The sequence below is a fragment of the Achromobacter sp. 10T422 genome (assembly GCF_056394065.1).
In genome coordinates this window covers 70,562-87,701 of sequence record NZ_JBFTHD010000003.1, presented here as the reverse complement: position 1 = coordinate 87,701, position 17,140 = coordinate 70,562, and the positions used below count along the sequence as shown (strand labels likewise).

Annotated in this window: 15 protein-coding genes; 3 read left to right on the top strand and 12 right to left on the bottom strand. The window is 64.6% G+C overall.

Annotated features, from left to right (window positions below; translation table 11 throughout):
* Positions 1-123: 123 nt before the first annotated feature.
* Positions 124-927, top strand: a complete 804-nt coding sequence (locus AC1DB0_RS08030) for a GntR family transcriptional regulator (RefSeq protein WP_054420925.1) — start codon at positions 124-126, stop codon at positions 925-927.
* 15 nt (positions 928-942) lie between these two features.
* Here the strand turns inward: AC1DB0_RS08030 and AC1DB0_RS08025 are convergent, their stop codons facing one another.
* Genes AC1DB0_RS08025 through AC1DB0_RS08015 form a run of 3 tightly spaced genes read right to left on the bottom strand, consistent with a single transcriptional unit; the run spans position 943 to position 5,731 of the window.
* Positions 943-2,661, bottom strand: a complete 1,719-nt coding sequence (locus AC1DB0_RS08025) for a hydantoinase B/oxoprolinase family protein (protein WP_476757330.1) — start codon at positions 2,659-2,661, stop codon at positions 943-945.
* On the bottom strand, positions 2,654-4,711 hold the full coding sequence (locus tag AC1DB0_RS08020) for a hydantoinase/oxoprolinase family protein (RefSeq protein ID WP_476757329.1): 2,058 nt from the start codon (positions 4,709-4,711) through the stop codon (positions 2,654-2,656). Before AC1DB0_RS08020 ends, AC1DB0_RS08025 begins: the two co-directional genes overlap by 8 nt.
* A 39-nt stretch (positions 4,712-4,750) precedes the next feature.
* Entirely contained in the window at positions 4,751-5,731 is a 981-nt protein-coding gene (locus AC1DB0_RS08015; protein WP_476757328.1) for a Bug family tripartite tricarboxylate transporter substrate binding protein, read from the bottom strand.
* 159 nt (positions 5,732-5,890) lie between these two features.
* On the opposite strand from AC1DB0_RS08015, the gene AC1DB0_RS08010 reads away from it, so the two are divergent.
* Positions 5,891-6,787 (top strand): LysR family transcriptional regulator, encoded by an 897-nt coding sequence (locus AC1DB0_RS08010; protein ID WP_245636238.1) that lies wholly within the window; start codon positions 5,891-5,893, stop codon positions 6,785-6,787.
* 15 nt (positions 6,788-6,802) lie between these two features.
* Here AC1DB0_RS08010 and AC1DB0_RS08005 read toward each other — a convergent pair whose 3' ends face one another.
* From AC1DB0_RS08005 to AC1DB0_RS07965, 9 genes are all read right to left on the bottom strand, one after another.
* On the bottom strand, positions 6,803-7,636 hold the full coding sequence (locus AC1DB0_RS08005) for an AraC family transcriptional regulator (protein WP_476757327.1): 834 nt from the start codon (positions 7,634-7,636) through the stop codon (positions 6,803-6,805).
* Positions 7,637-8,125: 489 nt separating this feature from the next.
* Complete coding sequence (locus AC1DB0_RS08000) at positions 8,126-9,061, bottom strand: 2-hydroxyacid dehydrogenase (RefSeq protein WP_476757326.1); 936 nt, start codon at positions 9,059-9,061, stop codon at positions 8,126-8,128.
* Between the two features lie 202 nt (positions 9,062-9,263).
* Positions 9,264-10,334: an ABC transporter substrate-binding protein gene (locus AC1DB0_RS07995; protein WP_054420919.1), complete on the bottom strand. Its 1,071-nt coding sequence runs from the start codon at positions 10,332-10,334 to the stop codon at positions 9,264-9,266.
* Positions 10,331-11,500: an NAD(P)/FAD-dependent oxidoreductase gene (locus AC1DB0_RS07990; protein ID WP_054420918.1), complete on the bottom strand. Its 1,170-nt coding sequence runs from the start codon at positions 11,498-11,500 to the stop codon at positions 10,331-10,333. Before AC1DB0_RS07990 ends, AC1DB0_RS07995 begins: the two co-directional genes overlap by 4 nt.
* Positions 11,497-12,882 carry an FAD/NAD(P)-dependent oxidoreductase gene (locus AC1DB0_RS07985; protein WP_476757325.1) on the bottom strand — a complete coding sequence of 462 codons (1,386 nt, stop codon included), beginning with the start codon at positions 12,880-12,882 and terminating at the stop codon, positions 11,497-11,499. Before AC1DB0_RS07985 ends, AC1DB0_RS07990 begins: the two co-directional genes overlap by 4 nt.
* The gene (locus AC1DB0_RS07980; protein ID WP_054420916.1) at positions 12,879-13,220 is read right to left on the bottom strand and encodes a (2Fe-2S)-binding protein; all 342 of its coding nucleotides are present in this window, start codon (positions 13,218-13,220) and stop codon (positions 12,879-12,881) included. Before AC1DB0_RS07980 ends, AC1DB0_RS07985 begins: the two co-directional genes overlap by 4 nt.
* Positions 13,221-13,257: 37 nt before the next feature.
* Entirely contained in the window at positions 13,258-14,052 is a 795-nt protein-coding gene (locus AC1DB0_RS07975) for an ABC transporter permease (protein WP_054420915.1), read from the bottom strand.
* 18 nt (positions 14,053-14,070) lie between these two features.
* Positions 14,071-14,952 carry an ABC transporter permease gene (locus AC1DB0_RS07970; RefSeq protein ID WP_054421372.1) on the bottom strand — a complete coding sequence of 294 codons (882 nt, stop codon included), beginning with the start codon at positions 14,950-14,952 and terminating at the stop codon, positions 14,071-14,073.
* Between the two features lies 1 nt (position 14,953).
* Positions 14,954-16,084 carry an ABC transporter ATP-binding protein gene (locus AC1DB0_RS07965; protein ID WP_441372485.1) on the bottom strand — a complete coding sequence of 377 codons (1,131 nt, stop codon included), beginning with the start codon at positions 16,082-16,084 and terminating at the stop codon, positions 14,954-14,956.
* Positions 16,085-16,276: 192 nt separating this feature from the next.
* On the opposite strand from AC1DB0_RS07965, the gene AC1DB0_RS07960 reads away from it, so the two are divergent.
* Positions 16,277-17,119: an IclR family transcriptional regulator gene (locus AC1DB0_RS07960; RefSeq protein WP_054420913.1), complete on the top strand. Its 843-nt coding sequence runs from the start codon at positions 16,277-16,279 to the stop codon at positions 17,117-17,119.
* Positions 17,120-17,140: the final 21 nt, after the last annotated feature.

Here is a 17,140-nt window from a genome sequence, read left to right as displayed (position 1 = left end):
CCGAATTGTTGGTACACTTTGTCCGTACATGAATGTCCGGACAAATAATGAATCCCACAAGACACCGCTGTCAATCGGTTATTGTCCGTACAAACCCCATATAACAATTCAAGGAGCCTCCCGATGACCCGATCCTCCGAGCGCGCCGCGGGCCCTGGCGGAGCACGGCAGGCGCGCGGCAAACCGGAATCGCACGCGCCGGATGCCGACGCCAGCGGCCCCCGTTACAAGAGCATTTTCCAGACGCTGTCCCAAGACATCAGCGCCGGCCGCTACCCCGTCATGACGCTGCTGCCGACCGAACACGAGCTTTGCGATCAGTTCAACGCCAGCCGCCACACCATTCGCGAAGCGATCCGCATGCTGACCGTGGCGGGCATGGTGTCGCGCCGCCCCGGCGTCGGCACTCGCGTGGAAACCGCCCGTGCCAGCACCCGCTTCACGCAGCGTATTTCGCAGTTTCCTGACCTGCTGCAATACGCGCGCAACGCCGCGCTGCTGGTGCAAGACGTGCGCACCATCAAGCTGCCCAAGCGGCTGGCCGAAGCGCTGGGCTGCTCGGCCGATAAATCCTGGCTGCACATCAACTCCATCAAGACCCTTGACGACCCGGACACCGCCGCCGCCAGCACGCTGATCTACGCCGACCCCGAACACTCGGATGTGCGCGTCGAGGTCAAGTCGCGCATCTCGCTCTTGCGCCTGATCGAAGACCACTTTGGCGACCGCATCACCGAGGTCAACCAGGAGTTCTCGGCCACGCCCATCAACGCGACGATCGCCAAGCAACTCAAGGTTGAACCCAAGACGGCGGGCTTTGTCATTACCCGCCGCTACTACGGCGAAGGCGGCCTGCTGCTGCTTGCCACCATCACCACGTTCCCGCACGACAAGATGAAATACTCGATGACGCTCAACGTGGGGTAACTGGGCTGCCGAGCCCTAGACAGCGCCCTGCACAGCGCCATAGTCCTTTCTAGCGGCCTCGGCGCTGATCTTTCCATCCGCCAGATCTTGCTCGATACGGGTGCGCAACCGCTCGGCAGGCGCGCCGTAACCGCCACCGCCCGGGGTTTCAATCCGCACGCTGTCACCCGGCGCCAACGCGATGTTCGCCGTCTTCGAAAACAGTTCTTCCGCCTGGGGCGTGCCGAAGTTGCGGATCAGGCGCGCACGGCGTCCGTCACCGCCGCCGTCCACCCCGGCTGCGACGCCTACCGTATGGCTGTCCGATCGCGCCGAGAACACGATGCCCGGCCCCACCGCGCGAATCTGCTTGGCAATCGCCAGCCCGCCGCGTGTGCGGCCCGCGCCGCCCGAATCCGGAATCATCGCGTACTCGTCCATCATCAGCGGGTACTCGTTTTCCAGCGCTTCCACCGGCAGGTTCGACGTGTTGGTCATGTGCACATGCACCGCGTCCATGCCATCGGCATCAAAGCGCGCACCCGCGCCGCCGCCCAACGTTTCCAGATACACGAAGTGCCCGGCGCGTTCGCGCCAGCGGCCTGAAAACACAATGGCAGGGCAGCAGTCGTTGCTGGACGCCATGGTCTTTTCCGGCGGCAGCAAACCACGAAACGCACCGAAGATGGCGCCCGCCACTTTCTGCGCCGTGATCGACCGCGCGCCCACTGCCGCCGGATGTTCCGGGTTGGTAATCGTGCCCACCGGCGCCGACACCGAGATGGGATCGAACAAGCCCGCATTCGGCGCAAGATCCGGGTCAAGCAGCGCTTTCACGGCGTAGTACACGCAAGCGCGCAAGGCGTTGAAGGGCAGGTTCATCGCGCCACGCGCCTGCTTGCCCGAGCCTTCGAAATCGAAGTGCAGATTGTCGGGGTTCACGGTCAGCGTGACTTGTATCGGCACCGGGTCGCCACCCATGCCGTCGTCGTCCAGATCGCTGCGGAACGTGTAGCTGCCCTGGCGCAATTCAGCGATGCGATTGAGCAGGCGTCGGCGCGTATACGCGATGACGTCGTCAACCGAACGCAGCACCGCATCCAGCCCCATCTGGCGGATCAGGCCTTGCACAGCGGCCGCGCCCCGGCGGTTGGTGGCCATCTGCACGCGCAAGTCCAGCACGCGTTCTTCCGGGTCGCGGGTGTTGGCGCAGATCAGGCGCAGCATGTCTTCGTCGGTCTCGCCGTGCTTGGCGATGCGGCACGCGGGAATGCGTATGCCTTCTTCAAAAATGGATTTCAAGCCACCCGCGATCGACCCCGGCACCGCGCCGCCCACATCCGAATGGTGCGCAATGTTGGCGGCGAAAAAGCGCAGCACGCCGTCCCAGAATACGGGCGTGACGATGTTGATGTCGGGCAGATGGCTGCCGTCCGCCAGGTACGGGTCATTGCAGATGAAGACATCGCCTTCGCGGATGTCGTCGGCCTTGTACGAGCGCAGAATCGCGCCCATTGCGCCATCCAGCGACCCCAGGTGCAACGGAATCTGCGTGCCTTGCGCCACCAGCCTGCCAGCCGCATCAAACAGTGCGACGGAGCAGTCCTTGCGTTCCTTGATGTTGGTGGAGAACGACGCGCGCACGAGCGTGTTGTTCATGTCTTCGGTGATGGACAGCAGGCGGTTGCAGAACACTTCCATGCCGATGGGGTCGGCCAGTGCCGCGCCGGCGTCGTGAGGGTTGGGCTTAGTCATTCAAGCCTCCTTGCAAACGGATGATCAGGTTGCCGTATTCGTCCACGCTGACGTGCTGGCCCACGCCCACCACGGTGGTCGAGCTCATTTCTTCCAGCAGCGCGGGGCCGGTGAAGCGGGCGCCGGTTGGCACGCGGTCGCGGTCGTACACCGGCGTTTCACGCCAGCCGTGTTCGGCGCCGAAGTACGCCTTGCGTACGCCCAGCCTGGCGTCTTCCAGCACCCCGCCGATATGGCGCGGCGCAAGCGGGGCCTTGACCACCTGGCCCACGGCCTGCATGCGGCAGTTGATGATCTGCACGTTGCGGTCGTCGACGGTGTAGCCGTATTCGCGCTCGTGTGCTTCAGCGAAGCGGCGCGCAAATTCGGCGTAGCCGCCCGCGCCCGTATCGTCCAGGCTGACCTGCACTTCAAAGTTCTGGCCTTCGTAGCGCGCGTCGATGGCGCTGTGGCAGACCCGCAACGCGGGGTCCACACGCTCGTCGTCCAGCCAGTTCTGCGCCTGCGTGCGCAACCCGTCGAAAAGGGTTGAGATCGCGGGCCAGGCCGCCTCGCTTGCCAGCGAGATTTCGCTTTGCACGAAGTCAAACGAGATGTCGCTTAGCAAGATGCCGCGTGCGCACATCGTGCCGGGTTCCTGCGGCACGATGACGACAGGAATGCCGCATTCCTCGGCCACTTCGACGGCGTGCAATGGCCCCGCGCCGCCGTAGGCGTAGAGCGCGAAGCGCGACAAGTCATAGCCGCGCTCGGTGGACACGGCGCGGATGGCGCGGCTCATGTTCGCTGCGGCAATGCGCAGAATGCCTTCGGCTGCGGCTTCGCGGTCCAGGCCCAACGGTTCGGCCACGCGTTGTTCAATCACACGGCGCGCCGCTTCCGCATGCACGGGCATGCGGCCGTTCAACAACGCGACCGGGTTCAAGCGTTGCAGCGCGATCTCGGCATCGGTGATGGTTGGCTCCTGACCGCCGCGGCCATAGCCCACCGGCCCCGGCACCGCGCCCGCGCTGTGCGGGCCTACCTTCAATGCGCCGGCGTCATCCAGCCACGCAATGCTGCCGCCGCCCGCGCCAATCACATGGATATCCACCATCGGCGTCTTCACCGGGTAGCCCGCCACATGACGATGCGAGGTAAACAGCGGGCGGCCGTCGCACACCAAGGACACGTCGGTGCTGGTGCCGCCCACGTCGAAGGTGACAAGATTCAGGCTGCCGATGGCGCGCCCCACGGCCGCCGCGCCCACCACGCCCGCCGCCGGCCCGGACAAACACGTCCGCACTGGATATTGGCGCACGGTGGCAATCGACATCAGGCCGCCGTTGGAATGGATGGTGTGCGGTTCGTGGCTGATATCCAGATCGCGCACCCGTTGCAGGAAGCGTTCAAGATAGCGCGCCATCTTCGGGCCCACAGCCGCGTTCAGCACGGTGGTGGACAGGCGTTCGTATTCGCGAAATTCCGGCAGCACATCCGACGACTGGCTGATGTAGGCATCCGGCATGACTTCCGCCACGATGCGCGCCGCGCGCCGCTCGTGTTCAGGGTTGCGGTAGGCATGCAGAAAGCAGATCGTGACGGCTTCGATACCGGCGGCGGCGAACTGCTTCGCCGCCGCCAGCACCTGCTCATCATTCAGCGGCGTCAGCACGTCACCGGCGGCATTCACGCGTTCGTCGACTTCCACGCGAAACTCGCGCGGCACGGCAACGGGCGGCTTGCCCACGCTGTAGTCATACAAATGCGGGCGCGTCTGCCGGCCAATTTCGAGCACGTCGCGAAAGCCGCGCGTGGTGATCAGCCCAACACGCGCGCCCTTGCGTTCAATGATGAGGTTGGTGGCGACTGTGGTGCCATGCCCCACGTGCGACACCTGCGAGGGCGCTACGCCGTGGTCCGTGAGCATCTGGCCGATACCGGTGGCGATGGCTTCCGAGGGGTCGTGCGGCGTGGAAGGCACTTTGTGAAAGTGCACCACGCCGGCGTCCTCGTCGATCATCGTGAAATCGGTAAACGTGCCTCCGACGTCTATCCCTATGCGATACATATCGTTCTTTCCAATAAAGAATGTTGTGGAGCGGGACGATCAATCCAGACGGATGTCGGCCTTCTTGACCACCTGGCACCACTTGCTGATTTCGTCTTTGATCATCGTGCCGAACGCGGGGCCGGCTACGTCTGACACCTGCGCGCCTTGCTGCTCCAGATAGGTTTTCATGGCGGGCGCGTGCAAGGTTTGCACCAGGCCGTCAGTGAGCTTTTGGCGCAGCGGCTCGGGCAAGCTGGCGGGCGCCAGCATGCCGAACCACACCATGGCCTCGTAGCCGGGGTAACCGGATTCCGACACGGTGGGCACGTCGGGCAACATCGTCGACCGCTGCGGCGAGGTCACCGCCAAGGCTTTGAGCTTGCCGTCCTTGATGTAGGGGTAGGACGTCATCACCACGTCCATCATCATGTTGATCTGGCCGCCCACCAGGTCGATCAGCGCGGGACCGGAACCGCGATACGGCACGTGCACCATCGACACGCCAGCGGTGGTCTTGAAGAGTTCGGCCGCCAGGTGGTTCGACGTGCCTTGGCCGTTGGAGGCGAAGGAATATTTCTCAGGGTCCTTCTTCAACAGCGCCACGAACTCTTGCAGGGTGTTGGCGGGCACCGATTGATTCACCGACATCACGTTGGGAATCGTCGCCACCACCGTCAGCGGGGTGAAGTCTTTGACGGCGTCGTAGGGCAGTTTGGAATACACGCATGGGGCGCTTCCGTGCGTGCTGACCGAGCCCATCAGAATGGTGTAGCCGTCGGCCGGCTGGCGGGCGACGTATTCGGTGCCGACAGTGCCGCCTGCGCCGGGGCGGTTTTCGACGATGACGTTGGCGGACAGGCGCTGGCCCAATCCTTCGGCCACCTTGCGCGCAATCAGGTCGGTGGACCCGCCCGCCGCAAACGGCACGACGATGCGGATCACTTTATCCGGCCAGGCGGCGCTGGCGGAACCCGCGGCCGCAAACAACGCGACCCCGGCGGCAATGCGGCAGCAACTGCGTATCAGCCCTGAGTTCATGGCTTGGTTTCCCCTTGTTGATAGAACTTCCTTGTGGCCGGATCATGCGTGTCCGACCTTGGTTCGCTGCAACAACGGGTCCATCCTAGGCCTGCGCATTGAATGACAGCAGTCCTACAGGTTTATATTTGTATAACTGCCATTTATAGGTGCGCGGCCGTGAAGAATCCGGACCTGAATCTGCTTCTGCATTTCGATGCCTTGATGGCGTGCCGCAATGTGTCGCGCGCGGCCGAGCAGCTGAACATCAGCCAGCCGGCGATGAGTGCGGCGATGAACCGGCTGCGGCAGTTGTTTGGCGACCCTTTGCTGGTGCGTGAGAGCGGGGCGTGGCAGCCGACGGTGCGGGCGCTGGAGCTGCATCAGAATTTCAAGCCGCTGTTGGAAGGGTGGCATCGCGCAACGCGCACGCGAGAGGCTTTCGACCCGGCGCATTCCTCGCGCACGCTGTCGTTGTATGCAACGGACTATGTGCAGTACACGTTGCTGCCCAAGCTGATTCCCCGGCTGGCGGTGGATGCGCCGCATTTTCAGCTGCAGATTGTGCCGGCGCGGCCGCAGCATGGCTTGAGCATGCTGGACACGAATCATGTGGAGTTGATTGCGGGCTATTTTCCAGACCCGGCGCCGGATTTGCGCACGCGGTTTCTGTATCAGGAGCCTGCCGTGTGCATCGTGCGCGAGGGCCATCCCTGTTTGCGCAAGCGTTGGAATCTGGATGCGTACCTGAGCTATGGCCATTTGGATCTGGCGGCGCATACGCGGTACTTCAGTACGGCGATTGACCGCATCCTGATGGGGCAGAACCGCAGCCGCAAGATCGTGGCAACGCTGTCGAGTTATCTGGTGTGCCCGTTCATTGTTGAGGGTTCAGATTTGATTGCGACGATGCCGGTCAGCATTGCGAAGGCGATGACGGGTGCGGCGCGGATTGTGACGCAGAAGGTGCCGCTGACGTTGCCGCCGATTGCGGTGTCGCTGTATTGGCACGAGCGCTATCAGGACGACCCCGCGCACGCCTGGCTCAGGCAGTATCTGGCGGGCGTGCTGGGGTAGCCTTTTTGCGGGGCGCTATTTCAGGGGCAGGCAGATGCGGGTTTGCAGTTGCGCGGGCGGGGTGGTGCGGGGGTCGTTCAGGTATTGCTCGAACATGGGGAAGTCGGCGGGTGTCATGCCGCTTGCGGGCAGCCATTCCGAGAACATCCAGTTGTAGGGTTTGCTCATTTCGTTGTAGGGGCCGGTGTAGGTCAGGATGGCGCAGCGGCCGGCGGGAATTTCAAAGCGTTCGAGTTCGCTGCCCAGGTCGGCGTCGGGGGCCACGGACATGCCGGCAAGGGATCGCAGCTGGCTTTCCGGGACTTGTTCGGGGTCATCGAAGTAGACGCCGAAGCCAATGGATTCAGGCGCGGCGATGCCTCGGCTTGCGGCCAGCATGAAGGCGCGGGTGAAGGTGGTGCCGATGTTTTGGTAGCTGCCGCGATGGGGCAGGACGGCGAGGGTGGCGCCGGGGAAGGTTTCGATGTCGATGGGGTACATGGCTTGCTCCTTGGGGGTGAAGGGTTGGGAGCGGGCGGCCCGATACCGGCCCGGAGAGATGCCAAATACGTTCCCAAACGCGCGGTTGAACGCGGCGTCGGAGTCGTAGCCGGCGCGTTGCGCAACGTTGCGTAGCGGGTCCTCCGTGCCAGCCAGTGCGATCGCGGCGCGATGCATGCGAAGGCGCTGGACGGTGGCGTTGACCGTTTCGCCCATCATGGCGCGGTAGACCCGGTGAAAGTGATACGGCGACAGGCAGGCCAAGTCGGCGAGCTGGTGCAGGTCGGGGTCGGCGTCAGGGTGGGCGGCTAGCCAGTGCAGGACGGGGGTTAGGCGCTGGGCGTATTGGGTTCGGGTTTCGGGCTTCATGCTGGCTCCTTGGAGGGCAATGTAGCTTTGGGCGGTTTGCAGATTTTGCGGTTTTTTTTGTTGTTGCTGATGCTGTTGCTGTTGTTGATGCTGTTGTTTTTGTGTTCTTTTGACGCGTGGGGTGACTGGGGCCGGTGGGGTGCGGGTCAACGATTGCGGTCCGGAGCCTTCGCTCCGGACTGCCCCGTCGTCATCTTCGTCAGCGCCTGCGGCGCCTCCTTCAGATTCCCTCGGGCTTATCGACTCCCCGCACCCCACCAGCCCCAGTCACCCCACGCTCCGTCAATGGACATTTCACGTCAGCTGGGGCGAGTCGTTTGCTTGGGGTTCTGGCCAACGGCGGGGTGTGGTGGAAGATCTTGCAGGGCCCGCCCCAGGCCGGCCGCGCGGGCGGCCTTTTGGGGCTTACGCGTGGTGATGGTTGGACGATTTTTGGGGGTGTCGCGTTGCGTTCGAAATGTGGGGTGCGCGGCCCATTATCGGCGTGACTCAGTATCCGCGTACCGGGTCGAAGATATTCGGCAGGGCTTCGCCGCGCTCATTCGCTTCAATCAACCACGCCGTATGACGCGCGCGCTCTTTGCGATCGGGGATTGCCGCGCAATGCGGCGTGATGATGATGCCGGGCTGCGTCCACAATGGGGAATCTTCGGGCAAGGGCTCTTGCTCAAACACGTCGAGCACGGCTTGGTGCAGCTGGCCGCTGTCCAACGCGTTGATGACGTCTTGCGTCACCATGTGCGAGCCGCGGCCGGCGTTGATCAGGCTGGCGCCGCGGGGTAGTTGCGATAGCGTAGCGGCGTTCAGGATGCCTTTGGTCGCGTCGGTGGCGGGAAGCAGGCAGACGAGCAGGTCGGTGTTGGAGAGGAACTCGCCGAACTGGTCTTGGCCGGCGTAGGACGGAAGGCCGTCGAGTTTGCTGGCGCCGCGTGACCAGCCGCTGACGGGGAAGCCAACGCGTGACAGCAATTGCGCACTGGCGACGCCCAGGTGGCCCAGGCCCATGATGCCGACGCGCACGTCGGCGGCAACGCGCAGGGAGTCGAACACTTCCCAGTGGCGGCGCGCCTGGTTGTCGACAACGCGTTTGATGTCGCGGGTGAGCATCAGCGCAGAGGTCAGCACGAACTCGGCCATTTCGGTCTGGGTGCGGCTGGTGACCATGCGGGCGATGGACAGGTGGCGCGGCAGTTGCGGGTCGGCCAGGATGTGGTCGACGCCGGCGCCTGCGCTGATGATGAGTTTCAGGTTGGGGAAGGTGGCCAGCCGGCCGGCGTCGGGCGCCCAGACCAGGGCGTAGTCGATGCTGGCCGGGTCGACGTTTTCATGCCAGCCCACCACGTCCAGCGCCGGGGCGAATGTGCGGAATTGTGCGCGCCATTCGTCTATGGCTTGGGGGCCGCCGGAGTTGATGATGAGCCGCATGCTGGTTCTTCCCTGTGTGCGGGCGTGGGCAGGCCCGGAGCGTGGTGGGTGTTGCGTGGTGCGTGCTGCGTGGTGCGCGCTGCGTGTTGCGTGTTGCGTGTTGCGCGGTGTGCGGTGCGCGCCTGCGGCTTATCCACAGGCGGCGCGCCGCAAGATCTTAGCAATGTTTTCGTTGTCACCGTGCCAGATCTTGACCCGTTGTTTAACGTTCCACTGTGCGGTTCCAGCGGGCGTTGAAGGCGGGGCGTGCGGTGTTGATCTGGTCCCAGTCCAGGATCTTGGCGTTTTCCATGTAGCCCTGGAAGCGCTTGAGGGATTCGGCGTTGTCGGCGGGGGCCTTTACGTTTTTGTTCGACGGGAAGTGGCCGCCCATTTCCAGCGCCTTGGCTTGCGCGCTGGCCGACAGCAGGTACAGCGCCAGTTTCTGCGACAGCTCGGGTTCGCTGTTTTTGGCGATGACGCATTCACCCACCATCAGGATCACCGAGCCTTCTTTAGGCTGTGCGTATTCCACGGGGATGTCGCGCTTTTTCAAGCGGGCGATGGCGGTGGGGGTCAGCGGGAAGATGGCGGCTTCGTTGGACTGGATCATCTCGGCCAGCTTGGCCGAGTTGGGGATGTATTCCAGTACGTTGGGGCCGATGGTGTCGGGCCATTTCTTGAAGCCGGGTTCGTAGTTCTTGTCGTCGCCGCCCTGGATGCGGTTGAACATCAGGAAGCCGTGCAGGCCGAAGGTGCTGCCGGATGCCGACTGGAATACGACTTTGCCCTTGTACTTGGGGTCGGCCAGATCCATCCATGACGTGGGCGGCGCCCAGCCTTTGTCGGCGAACATCTTGGTGTTGTAGCCCAGGCCCGTCATGCCGATGTCGATACCGGCGGCCATGCGGTCCTTCATCACGGCAGTGGGGTAGAGCTCTTTCAGGACGGGGTCGTCGTTCAACTGTTCGCACAGGCCCATTGAAATCGCGCGCGCCATGATGCCGTCGTCCAGGAACATGACGTGCATCTGCGGCTTGTCTTTGTAGGCTTGCGCCTTGGCCAGCACGTCGGTGGACGTGCCTGGCACCACAACGATTTTCACGTTGTTGGCCTTTTCGAAGTCCGGGAACACGTACTGCGTGAAGGCGCGTTCCATGTCGCCGCCGTTCATGCCGACGTACAACGTCTTCTGCTGCGCCATGGCGCCCGCAGACAGCAACGTCATCATCGCCGCGCCCAGCAGCCACTTCCCCTTGCTCAGGCGCGATGCGCCCTGTTTCTTATCCATCATGGTGACTCCAGCGTTTGCTCACGAACACTCTCAGGCCGAGCCGCGGCGCCGTGAGCGGCCACCGCGTATCGTTCAATGCGGAAGGCATCGATAGGAATGGAGGACTGGCCGCGCACGACCAATTCGGACAGCACTTCGCCCACGGCGGGGCCGATCTGAAAGCCCGCGCCCGACAGGCCGAAGGCGTGGAACAGGCCTGGCACGGTGGAGCTGGGGCCCAGCACCGGATTGTGGTCGGGCATATTGCCTTCCACGCCGGTCCAGAAACGGATGACCTGCGCGCCGCGCAGCACAGGCAGCAGCTTCGTGGCGTTGGCCATCAGCGTACCCAGGCCGGCGCGGCCGGGCCTTGCGAAGTCGGGGTCTGACGACACGCCGCGTCCGCCGCCGATGACGCAGTTGCCGCGCGCAACCTGGCGGGCATAGATGCCGCCGCCTTGTATGCCCAAGCTGACGCTCATGAACACGGGCAGCGGTTCGGTCACCATCATCAGCGGGTGGATGGAGGTCTCGGGTACCGGCTCGCCGAAGCTTTCAGCGAATCGTCCCGCCCAGGCGCCCGCGCAATTGAGCAGGAAGCGCGAGCGCACTTCGATATCGCCGGCGCGCACGATGAAGTGCGAGCCGTCGTGTTCGGCGGAGGTGACGCGCGCGCCCTCGCGCACATCAGCGCCCAATGCGCGCGCGGCCCGGCCGAACGCAGGGGACACCAGACGCGGGTTGGCGTGGCCGTCTTCTGGGCAGAACGAACCGCCTGCGACGTCCTGGCCCAGCCAGCCGAAACGTTGCGCAAGCGCGCGGCGGTCCAGCATTTCCAGGTGCATGCCAAAGCCGCGTGTGCGTTCGCGGTATGCCTCCAGCAGCACCATGTCGGCTTCCGAGGCGGCCAGCTTCAGATGGCCGGAACGCACGTATTCGCCATCGATGCCGATCAGCGATGGCAGCTGGCCCCATAGCTCATGTGCGCGGCGCGTCAGCGGCATCTGTTCCAGCCCGCGGCCCTGGCGGCGTACGCCGCCGTAGTTCACGCCGCTTGCGCGCGCGCCACACAGCGCGGCTTCCAGCAGCACCACGGGTACGCCTAGCCGGCGCAGGAACAAGGCGGCGCTGCCGCCGACAATGCCGCCGCCGATGATGGCCACTTCGGTATCAATGCGCTGCGTCATGCCGACACCTTCTCTTGCCGTTCCAGGCACACCACGCGCACCGGCACGGGTTTGACGGGCGGCTGGTTGCGCAAACGGCCAACGTCGGCGGGGGATCGGCCGCAAGCGTGCGCCAGCACTTCCGCTGCCGCTGCGCCGCACATGCGGCCCTGGCAGCGTCCCATGCCGACGCGCGTCAATGCTTTGACGCGATTCAGTTCCTGCGCATCCGTGTCGCGCACGGCTTGGCGCAGCGTGCCGGCGGTGACTTCTTCGCAGCGGCACAGGACGGTGTCGTCCGCAATGCTGGCCGCCCAATCTTCAGGGAAGGGGAACGCGAGTTCCAGCGCGGTGCGCACACGGCTGTTGGCGGCGAGCCGTGCGTCGAGCACCCGCGCACGCGCGGCGTCGTGCGAATGGCCTGTGTCTTCCAGCAAGGCCAGCGCGGCGCGTTCGCCGGCAAGTTCGGCGGCATCCGCGCCGCCGATGGCCGCGCCGTCGCCCGCCACGTAAACGCCCGGCACGCTGCTGCGTCCGGCGGCATCGCGCCGTGGCGTCCAGTTGCGGTCGCGGGCGTTGAATTCGAACGCGCAGCCGACCAGGCTGGCCAGCTGCGTTTCGGATCGCAAGGCCAGGCCATAGGCCACGGCGTCGCAATCAATGGTGTGCAGGCGCGCGCCCTGGCGATAGCTCAGCCCAATCACGCGCGCGTCGCCCTGCACGGCCACCGGCCGCACGCCCGAACGCAGCGGCACGCCGTGCGCGCGCAGCCACGCCATGTAGTACAGGCCCTTGGCCAGCAGACCGGGTGCGCGCATGAGGCCCGGCAAGGCCGCCAGCCGATCCGTGAAGCGCGAGGTATCCAGCACCGCCGCCACCTGTGCGCCGGCCTTGGCGTATTGATACGCCACCAGATACAGCAACGGCCCCGTGCCCATGAAGACCACGCGCGAACCGATGGCGCAGCCCTGGAACTTCAGCGCCACCTGCGACCCGCCCAAGGTGTAGACGCCGGGCGTCAGCCAGCCGGGAAAGGGCAGCACGCGATCCGTCGCGCCCGTGGCCAGGATCAGGTGCGTGTACGGCACGGCCGTGCTGACGCCATCCTGCAAGACGTCCAGCGTCTTGCCTTCCACGTTCCACACCAGGCTGCCGGGGCGGTAGTCCACATGCGGCAATATGTCGGCCATGGTGCGGTGCACGGCATCGGCCTTGCGGTGTTCAAACCCGTAGAGCTCGGATTTCGCGCGTTGGAATCCGGGTGGAGGCTGGCGGTAGATCTGGCCACCGGCGCGTGGGGCTTCGTCCAGAATGACGGGGCGCAGGCCTTGCGCCACCAGCGCTTGCGCGGCGCGCACGCCAGCGGGGCCGGCGCCCACGATCACAGGCATCATCATGCTCATGCTGCGTCGTCCTCCGGCCATGCTGCGGCCGATAACGAACCCGGCACGGCGGCAGGCGCAAGCGGCGTGCTTTGCAGGCGCATGCCGGGTTCGATGAAGGTGGAACAGGCGCGCACGCGCGAGCCGTCTTCCAGCTGCATCCAGCAGTCTTGGCAGGCGCCCATCATGCAGAAGCCCGCGCGCGGGCCGCCGCCGAATTCAGACTGGCGCACGCGGTCGGCTTGGGTCAGCACGGCGGTCAGCACGGTGTCGCCAGCCAAGGCGCGGCAGGCTTGCCCGTCAAGCGTGAAGGTCACCGCAGGCCGGCCCGTTTCGGCCAGGCGTTTCAGAATTGCCATAATGCCGGCGCCTCTCTTTTTGCAAATGGCGGGGTGATCATTTCTGGCCCACCAGAACGCGGTCCAGTCCGTACACGCGGTCCAGCAGCAGCATGGTGACGGCGGTCAGGCCGATGACCAAGGCGGACACGGCGGCCATCATCGGGTCGATGGATTCAGTGGCGTACATGTACATGCGCACGGGCAGCGTGATGGTGGACGGCGCGGTGATGAACACCGACATCGTCAGCTCGTCAAAGCTGTTGATGAATGCCAGCAGCCAGCCGCCCGACACGCCGGGAATGATCAGCGGCAGCGTCACCTGGAAGAACACCGTGGCGCGGCTGGCGCCGAGCGACAGCGCGGCGTGTTCGATGGAGCGGTCAAAGCCAACCAGCGCGCCTATCACCAGCCGCATCACATACGGCGTGATGACGACCACGTGCGCGGCGACAAGCCACGGGAAACTGCCCGCCATGCCCATCAGCGCAAAGAAGCGCAGCAGCGCCACGCCCAGCACCAGATGCGGGATCATCAGCGGCGACAGGAACAAACCGTTCAACACGTCGCGGCCCGGAAAGCGGTAACGCGTGATGGCGATGGCCGCTGGCACCGCCAGGCACACTGCGATGGTGGCCGACAGAAACGCCAGCCACAGGCTGTTCTGAAAGGCCTGCATGAAGTTGGGGTGGTCGAACACGGCGCGGAACCAGCGCAGCGAAAAGCTCGTTGTCGGCACCGTCAATGTGGTGTCGGGCGTGAACGCCACGAGGCACACGATGACCAGCGGCGCCAGCACGAACGCCACCACCAGGAAGTTGAACGCCAGCGCGAAAGGACCGTTCTTCTGCATGTTGAATTCCTTTGCGGGCTAGCCGAGGCTGCGGCGGTAAGAGCGTTCAACGACGCGGTTGTACGCCATCATGATGATCACGTTGACCACCAGCAGCACGATCGCGATGGCCGCGCCCAGCGGCCAGTTGAGCTCGGTCAGGAATTCGTCGTACACGACGGTGGCCACCATCTTCAGACGGCGTCCGCCCAACAGCGCGGGAATGGCGAACGAGCTGGCCGACAAGCCGAACACGATCAGGCTGCCCGACAAGATGCCCGGCATCGCCTGCGGCAGCACGATGCGCGTCAGCGTCTGAAAGCGCGAGGCGTTCAGCGACAGCGCGGCGTGTTCAACAGTGGGGTCGAGCTTTTGCAGCGAGGTCCAAACCGGGATCACCATGAAGGGCAGCATCACGTGCACCAGGCCGATGATGACGGCGGTGGGCGTGTAAAGCAGCGGCCCCATCCCCAACGCCGCAGCAGCTTTGCCAATGGCGCCGCCAGGCCCCAGCAGCATGCTCCAGCCAAAGGCGCGCACCACCAGCGAGATCAACAACGGCGACAGCACGACCAGCAGGAAGATGGAGCGCCAGGGCTTGCCCATGCGCGACAGGATGTAGGCTTCGGGTGCGCCGATCAGCACGCAGATCAGCGTGGTGACGCCCGCGATCCAGAACGTGCGCCAGAAGATTTCCAGGAAGTAGCTGTCGGTGACCACCGCCAGATAGTGTTCGAACGTATGGCCCGGCAAGATGCCCGCGCTGTAGTCGAAGGGGCGGAACGACAGCACGAAGGTCAACGCCAGCGGCGTCAGCACCAGCGTCAAAAAAACAATGGCCAGCGGCAGCGAACCCAGGATGGCGAGCGTGCCGTCGTTGCGCGGCTTGGGGCCGGCGGCGGCTTGAGTCAGTGTCGCCATGTCAGGCCCCGTGAACGTCTTGCGCGGCATGGGCGCCATGTGCGCCATGGACGTTCTGCGCAGGGCTGACGTCTGGCGCGCCGGGCGCGCGCAGCACGCGCAACACACCTTCTGCCCAGTCCAGGCCGATGGTTTCGCCATCGTCGTGCGGGCGGCGGCCGTCGTTGGGCGTCAGGATGGTCAGCGCCCCCACAGGCGAATCCAGGTCGTACATCCACTGGCTGCCCAGGAAGTAGCGCGTGTTGACCACACAGGCCAGCTTGCCCTGGCCAGCCGGCACGGGCACGAGCTTCTCGGGGCGCAGCGACAACTGCACGGTGTCGCCATGGCGCAAGCCTTCGCCATCCACCACGACACGCAGCGCGCCGGTTTCGATTTCGGCCTGCGCACCGCAACGCGTGACGCGACCCGGCAGCAGATTGGTCTTGCCCACAAAGCGCGAGATGAATTCGGTTTGCGGATGTTCGTACATGCGAAACGGCGCATCGACCTGAGTGGCGCGGCCATCCTGCATGACCACGACGCGGTCGCTGATGGACAGCGCTTCGGCCTGGTCATGCGTGACCATGACGGTGGTGGTGCCGATCTTCTTCTGGATGCTGCGCAGCTCGAACTGCATGTCTTCGCGCAGCTTGGCGTCCAGGTTGGACAGCGGCTCGTCCAGCAGCAGCACGGGCGGGCGGATGACCAGCGCGCGCGACAGCGCCACGCGTTGGCGCTGCCCGCCGGAGAGTTCACGCGGAAAGCGGTCGGCGTGCTTGTCCAGCTTCACCAGCGCCAGCGCTTCCCGTACGCGCTCCTGGCGTTCCGCGCGGTCCACCTTGCGCATCTTCAGCCCGAAGGCCACGTTGTCGGCAACCGTCAGGTGCGGAAACAGCGCATAGCTCTGGAACACGATGCCCAGCCCGCGCGTGTTGGGCTTGGCGTGGGTGATGTCGCGCCCATCCAGCGTGATGGTGCCGCGGGTGACGTCGGCAAAGCCGGCAATCATCTGCAAGGTGGTGGTCTTGCCGCAACCGGATGGCCCCAGCAGCGAGACAAACTCCCCTTGTTCCACTGTCAGGCTCAGATCGGAAACGACGCGCAGGTCGCCATAGTTCTTGGAGACGTTGTCCAGCCGCAGAAATGACATTTTCCAAACCCCGTCGCCCGGTGCGGGCGTTGCGCCGCGCGTAGCGGCTTATTGATGGGGCAGTCTAGGATTTGCCAAAAGCCGGGGTCAATTAGGGTTTTCCGAAGAATCGAATTTTTTAACTATTAATTCCATCTAGCTGAATTTCCTGATAAAAATACATCCAGTAATTTTGATTATCGGAACCAAAGAATGAAGAAATCAGAAACAGCAGAAGATTCCGGTGGCCAGGGCGTGTTGCAGCGGGCCTTTGCCGTGCTGCGCGTGCTGGCTGACGCGAAAGGAGAAAAGCTGCGCCTGACCGATATCGCCGCGCGCACCGGCCAGGCGCAAGCCACGGTGCACCGCGTGCTGCAAGGGCTGATGCAGGAAGGCGTGGTCGAGCAGCCCGCGCAAAGCAAGGGCTACCAGTTGAGCGTGGCGTTCTTCTCGCTGGCGGCGGCGGCCGGCACGCACCAGTCGAGCCTGCGATCGTTGTACCGGCCGGCCATGCTGCGTTTGTCAGGCATGTTGAACGACACGATTTTTCTGCTGGTGCGCAGCGGTTTCGATGCAGTCTGCGTGGACCGCGTAGACGGCGCGTTTCCCGTGCGTTCGCATACGGGCGACATTGGCGGGCGGGTGCCGCTGGGCATGGGCCAGGGCGGCCTGGTGCTGTTGGCGAGCCTGCCGGAAGCCGAGCGCGAAGAAGTGATCCGCTTCAACATTCCGCGGCTGCATCATCTGGGTTTCGTGGACGAGATCTCGATGCGCGTGCGCATCAAGGAATGCCAGGAACTGCAATACGCGCGCAGCCAGGGGCAGGGCGTGTTCCCGAATATCGCGGGGCTGGCGGTACCGGTGTATGACCCCAACGGCGTGACAGTGGCGGCGCTAAGCGTCGCCGCCCCCATCGAACGCATCAACGACGAACGCCTGCCGTTGATCGTGGAAATGCTGCGCCGTGAGGCCGATGCGGTCGGCGCGCAGATCAATCCGTTTGATCCAGCGTTGCGGCGGCCCAGTCAGTATTTGGGCGCGGGCAACGGGGGGTAATTGGGGGGATGGCGGTAGAGG

What these genes read in the sequence shown, in the direction of transcription:
- AC1DB0_RS07965 (WP_441372485.1), bottom strand. Translation starts at nt 16,084, where the DNA reads ATGTCATTTCTGCGGCTGGACAACGTCTCCAAGAACTATGGCGACCTG.
- AC1DB0_RS07980 (WP_054420916.1), bottom strand. Translation starts at nt 13,220, where the DNA reads ATGGCAATTCTGAAACGCCTGGCCGAAACGGGCCGGCCTGCGGTGACC.
- AC1DB0_RS07970 (WP_054421372.1), bottom strand. Translation starts at nt 14,952, where the DNA reads ATGGCGACACTGACTCAAGCCGCCGCCGGCCCCAAGCCGCGCAACGAC.
- AC1DB0_RS07975 (WP_054420915.1), bottom strand. Translation starts at nt 14,052, where the DNA reads ATGCAGAAGAACGGTCCTTTCGCGCTGGCGTTCAACTTCCTGGTGGTG.
- AC1DB0_RS07990 (WP_054420918.1), bottom strand. Translation starts at nt 11,500, where the DNA reads ATGACGCAGCGCATTGATACCGAAGTGGCCATCATCGGCGGCGGCATT.
- AC1DB0_RS08020 (WP_476757329.1), bottom strand. Translation starts at nt 4,711, where the DNA reads ATGTATCGCATAGGGATAGACGTCGGAGGCACGTTTACCGATTTCACG.
- AC1DB0_RS07995 (WP_054420919.1), bottom strand. Translation starts at nt 10,334, where the DNA reads ATGATGGATAAGAAACAGGGCGCATCGCGCCTGAGCAAGGGGAAGTGG.
- AC1DB0_RS08025 (WP_476757330.1), bottom strand. Translation starts at nt 2,661, where the DNA reads ATGACTAAGCCCAACCCTCACGACGCCGGCGCGGCACTGGCCGACCCC.
- AC1DB0_RS07985 (WP_476757325.1), bottom strand. Translation starts at nt 12,882, where the DNA reads ATGAGCATGATGATGCCTGTGATCGTGGGCGCCGGCCCCGCTGGCGTG.
- AC1DB0_RS08015 (WP_476757328.1), bottom strand. Translation starts at nt 5,731, where the DNA reads ATGAACTCAGGGCTGATACGCAGTTGCTGCCGCATTGCCGCCGGGGTC.
- AC1DB0_RS08005 (WP_476757327.1), bottom strand. Translation starts at nt 7,636, where the DNA reads ATGAAGCCCGAAACCCGAACCCAATACGCCCAGCGCCTAACCCCCGTC.
- AC1DB0_RS08000 (WP_476757326.1), bottom strand. Translation starts at nt 9,061, where the DNA reads ATGCGGCTCATCATCAACTCCGGCGGCCCCCAAGCCATAGACGAATGG.
- AC1DB0_RS08030 (WP_054420925.1), top strand. Translation starts at nt 124, where the DNA reads ATGACCCGATCCTCCGAGCGCGCCGCGGGCCCTGGCGGAGCACGGCAG.
- AC1DB0_RS07960 (WP_054420913.1), top strand. Translation starts at nt 16,277, where the DNA reads ATGAAGAAATCAGAAACAGCAGAAGATTCCGGTGGCCAGGGCGTGTTG.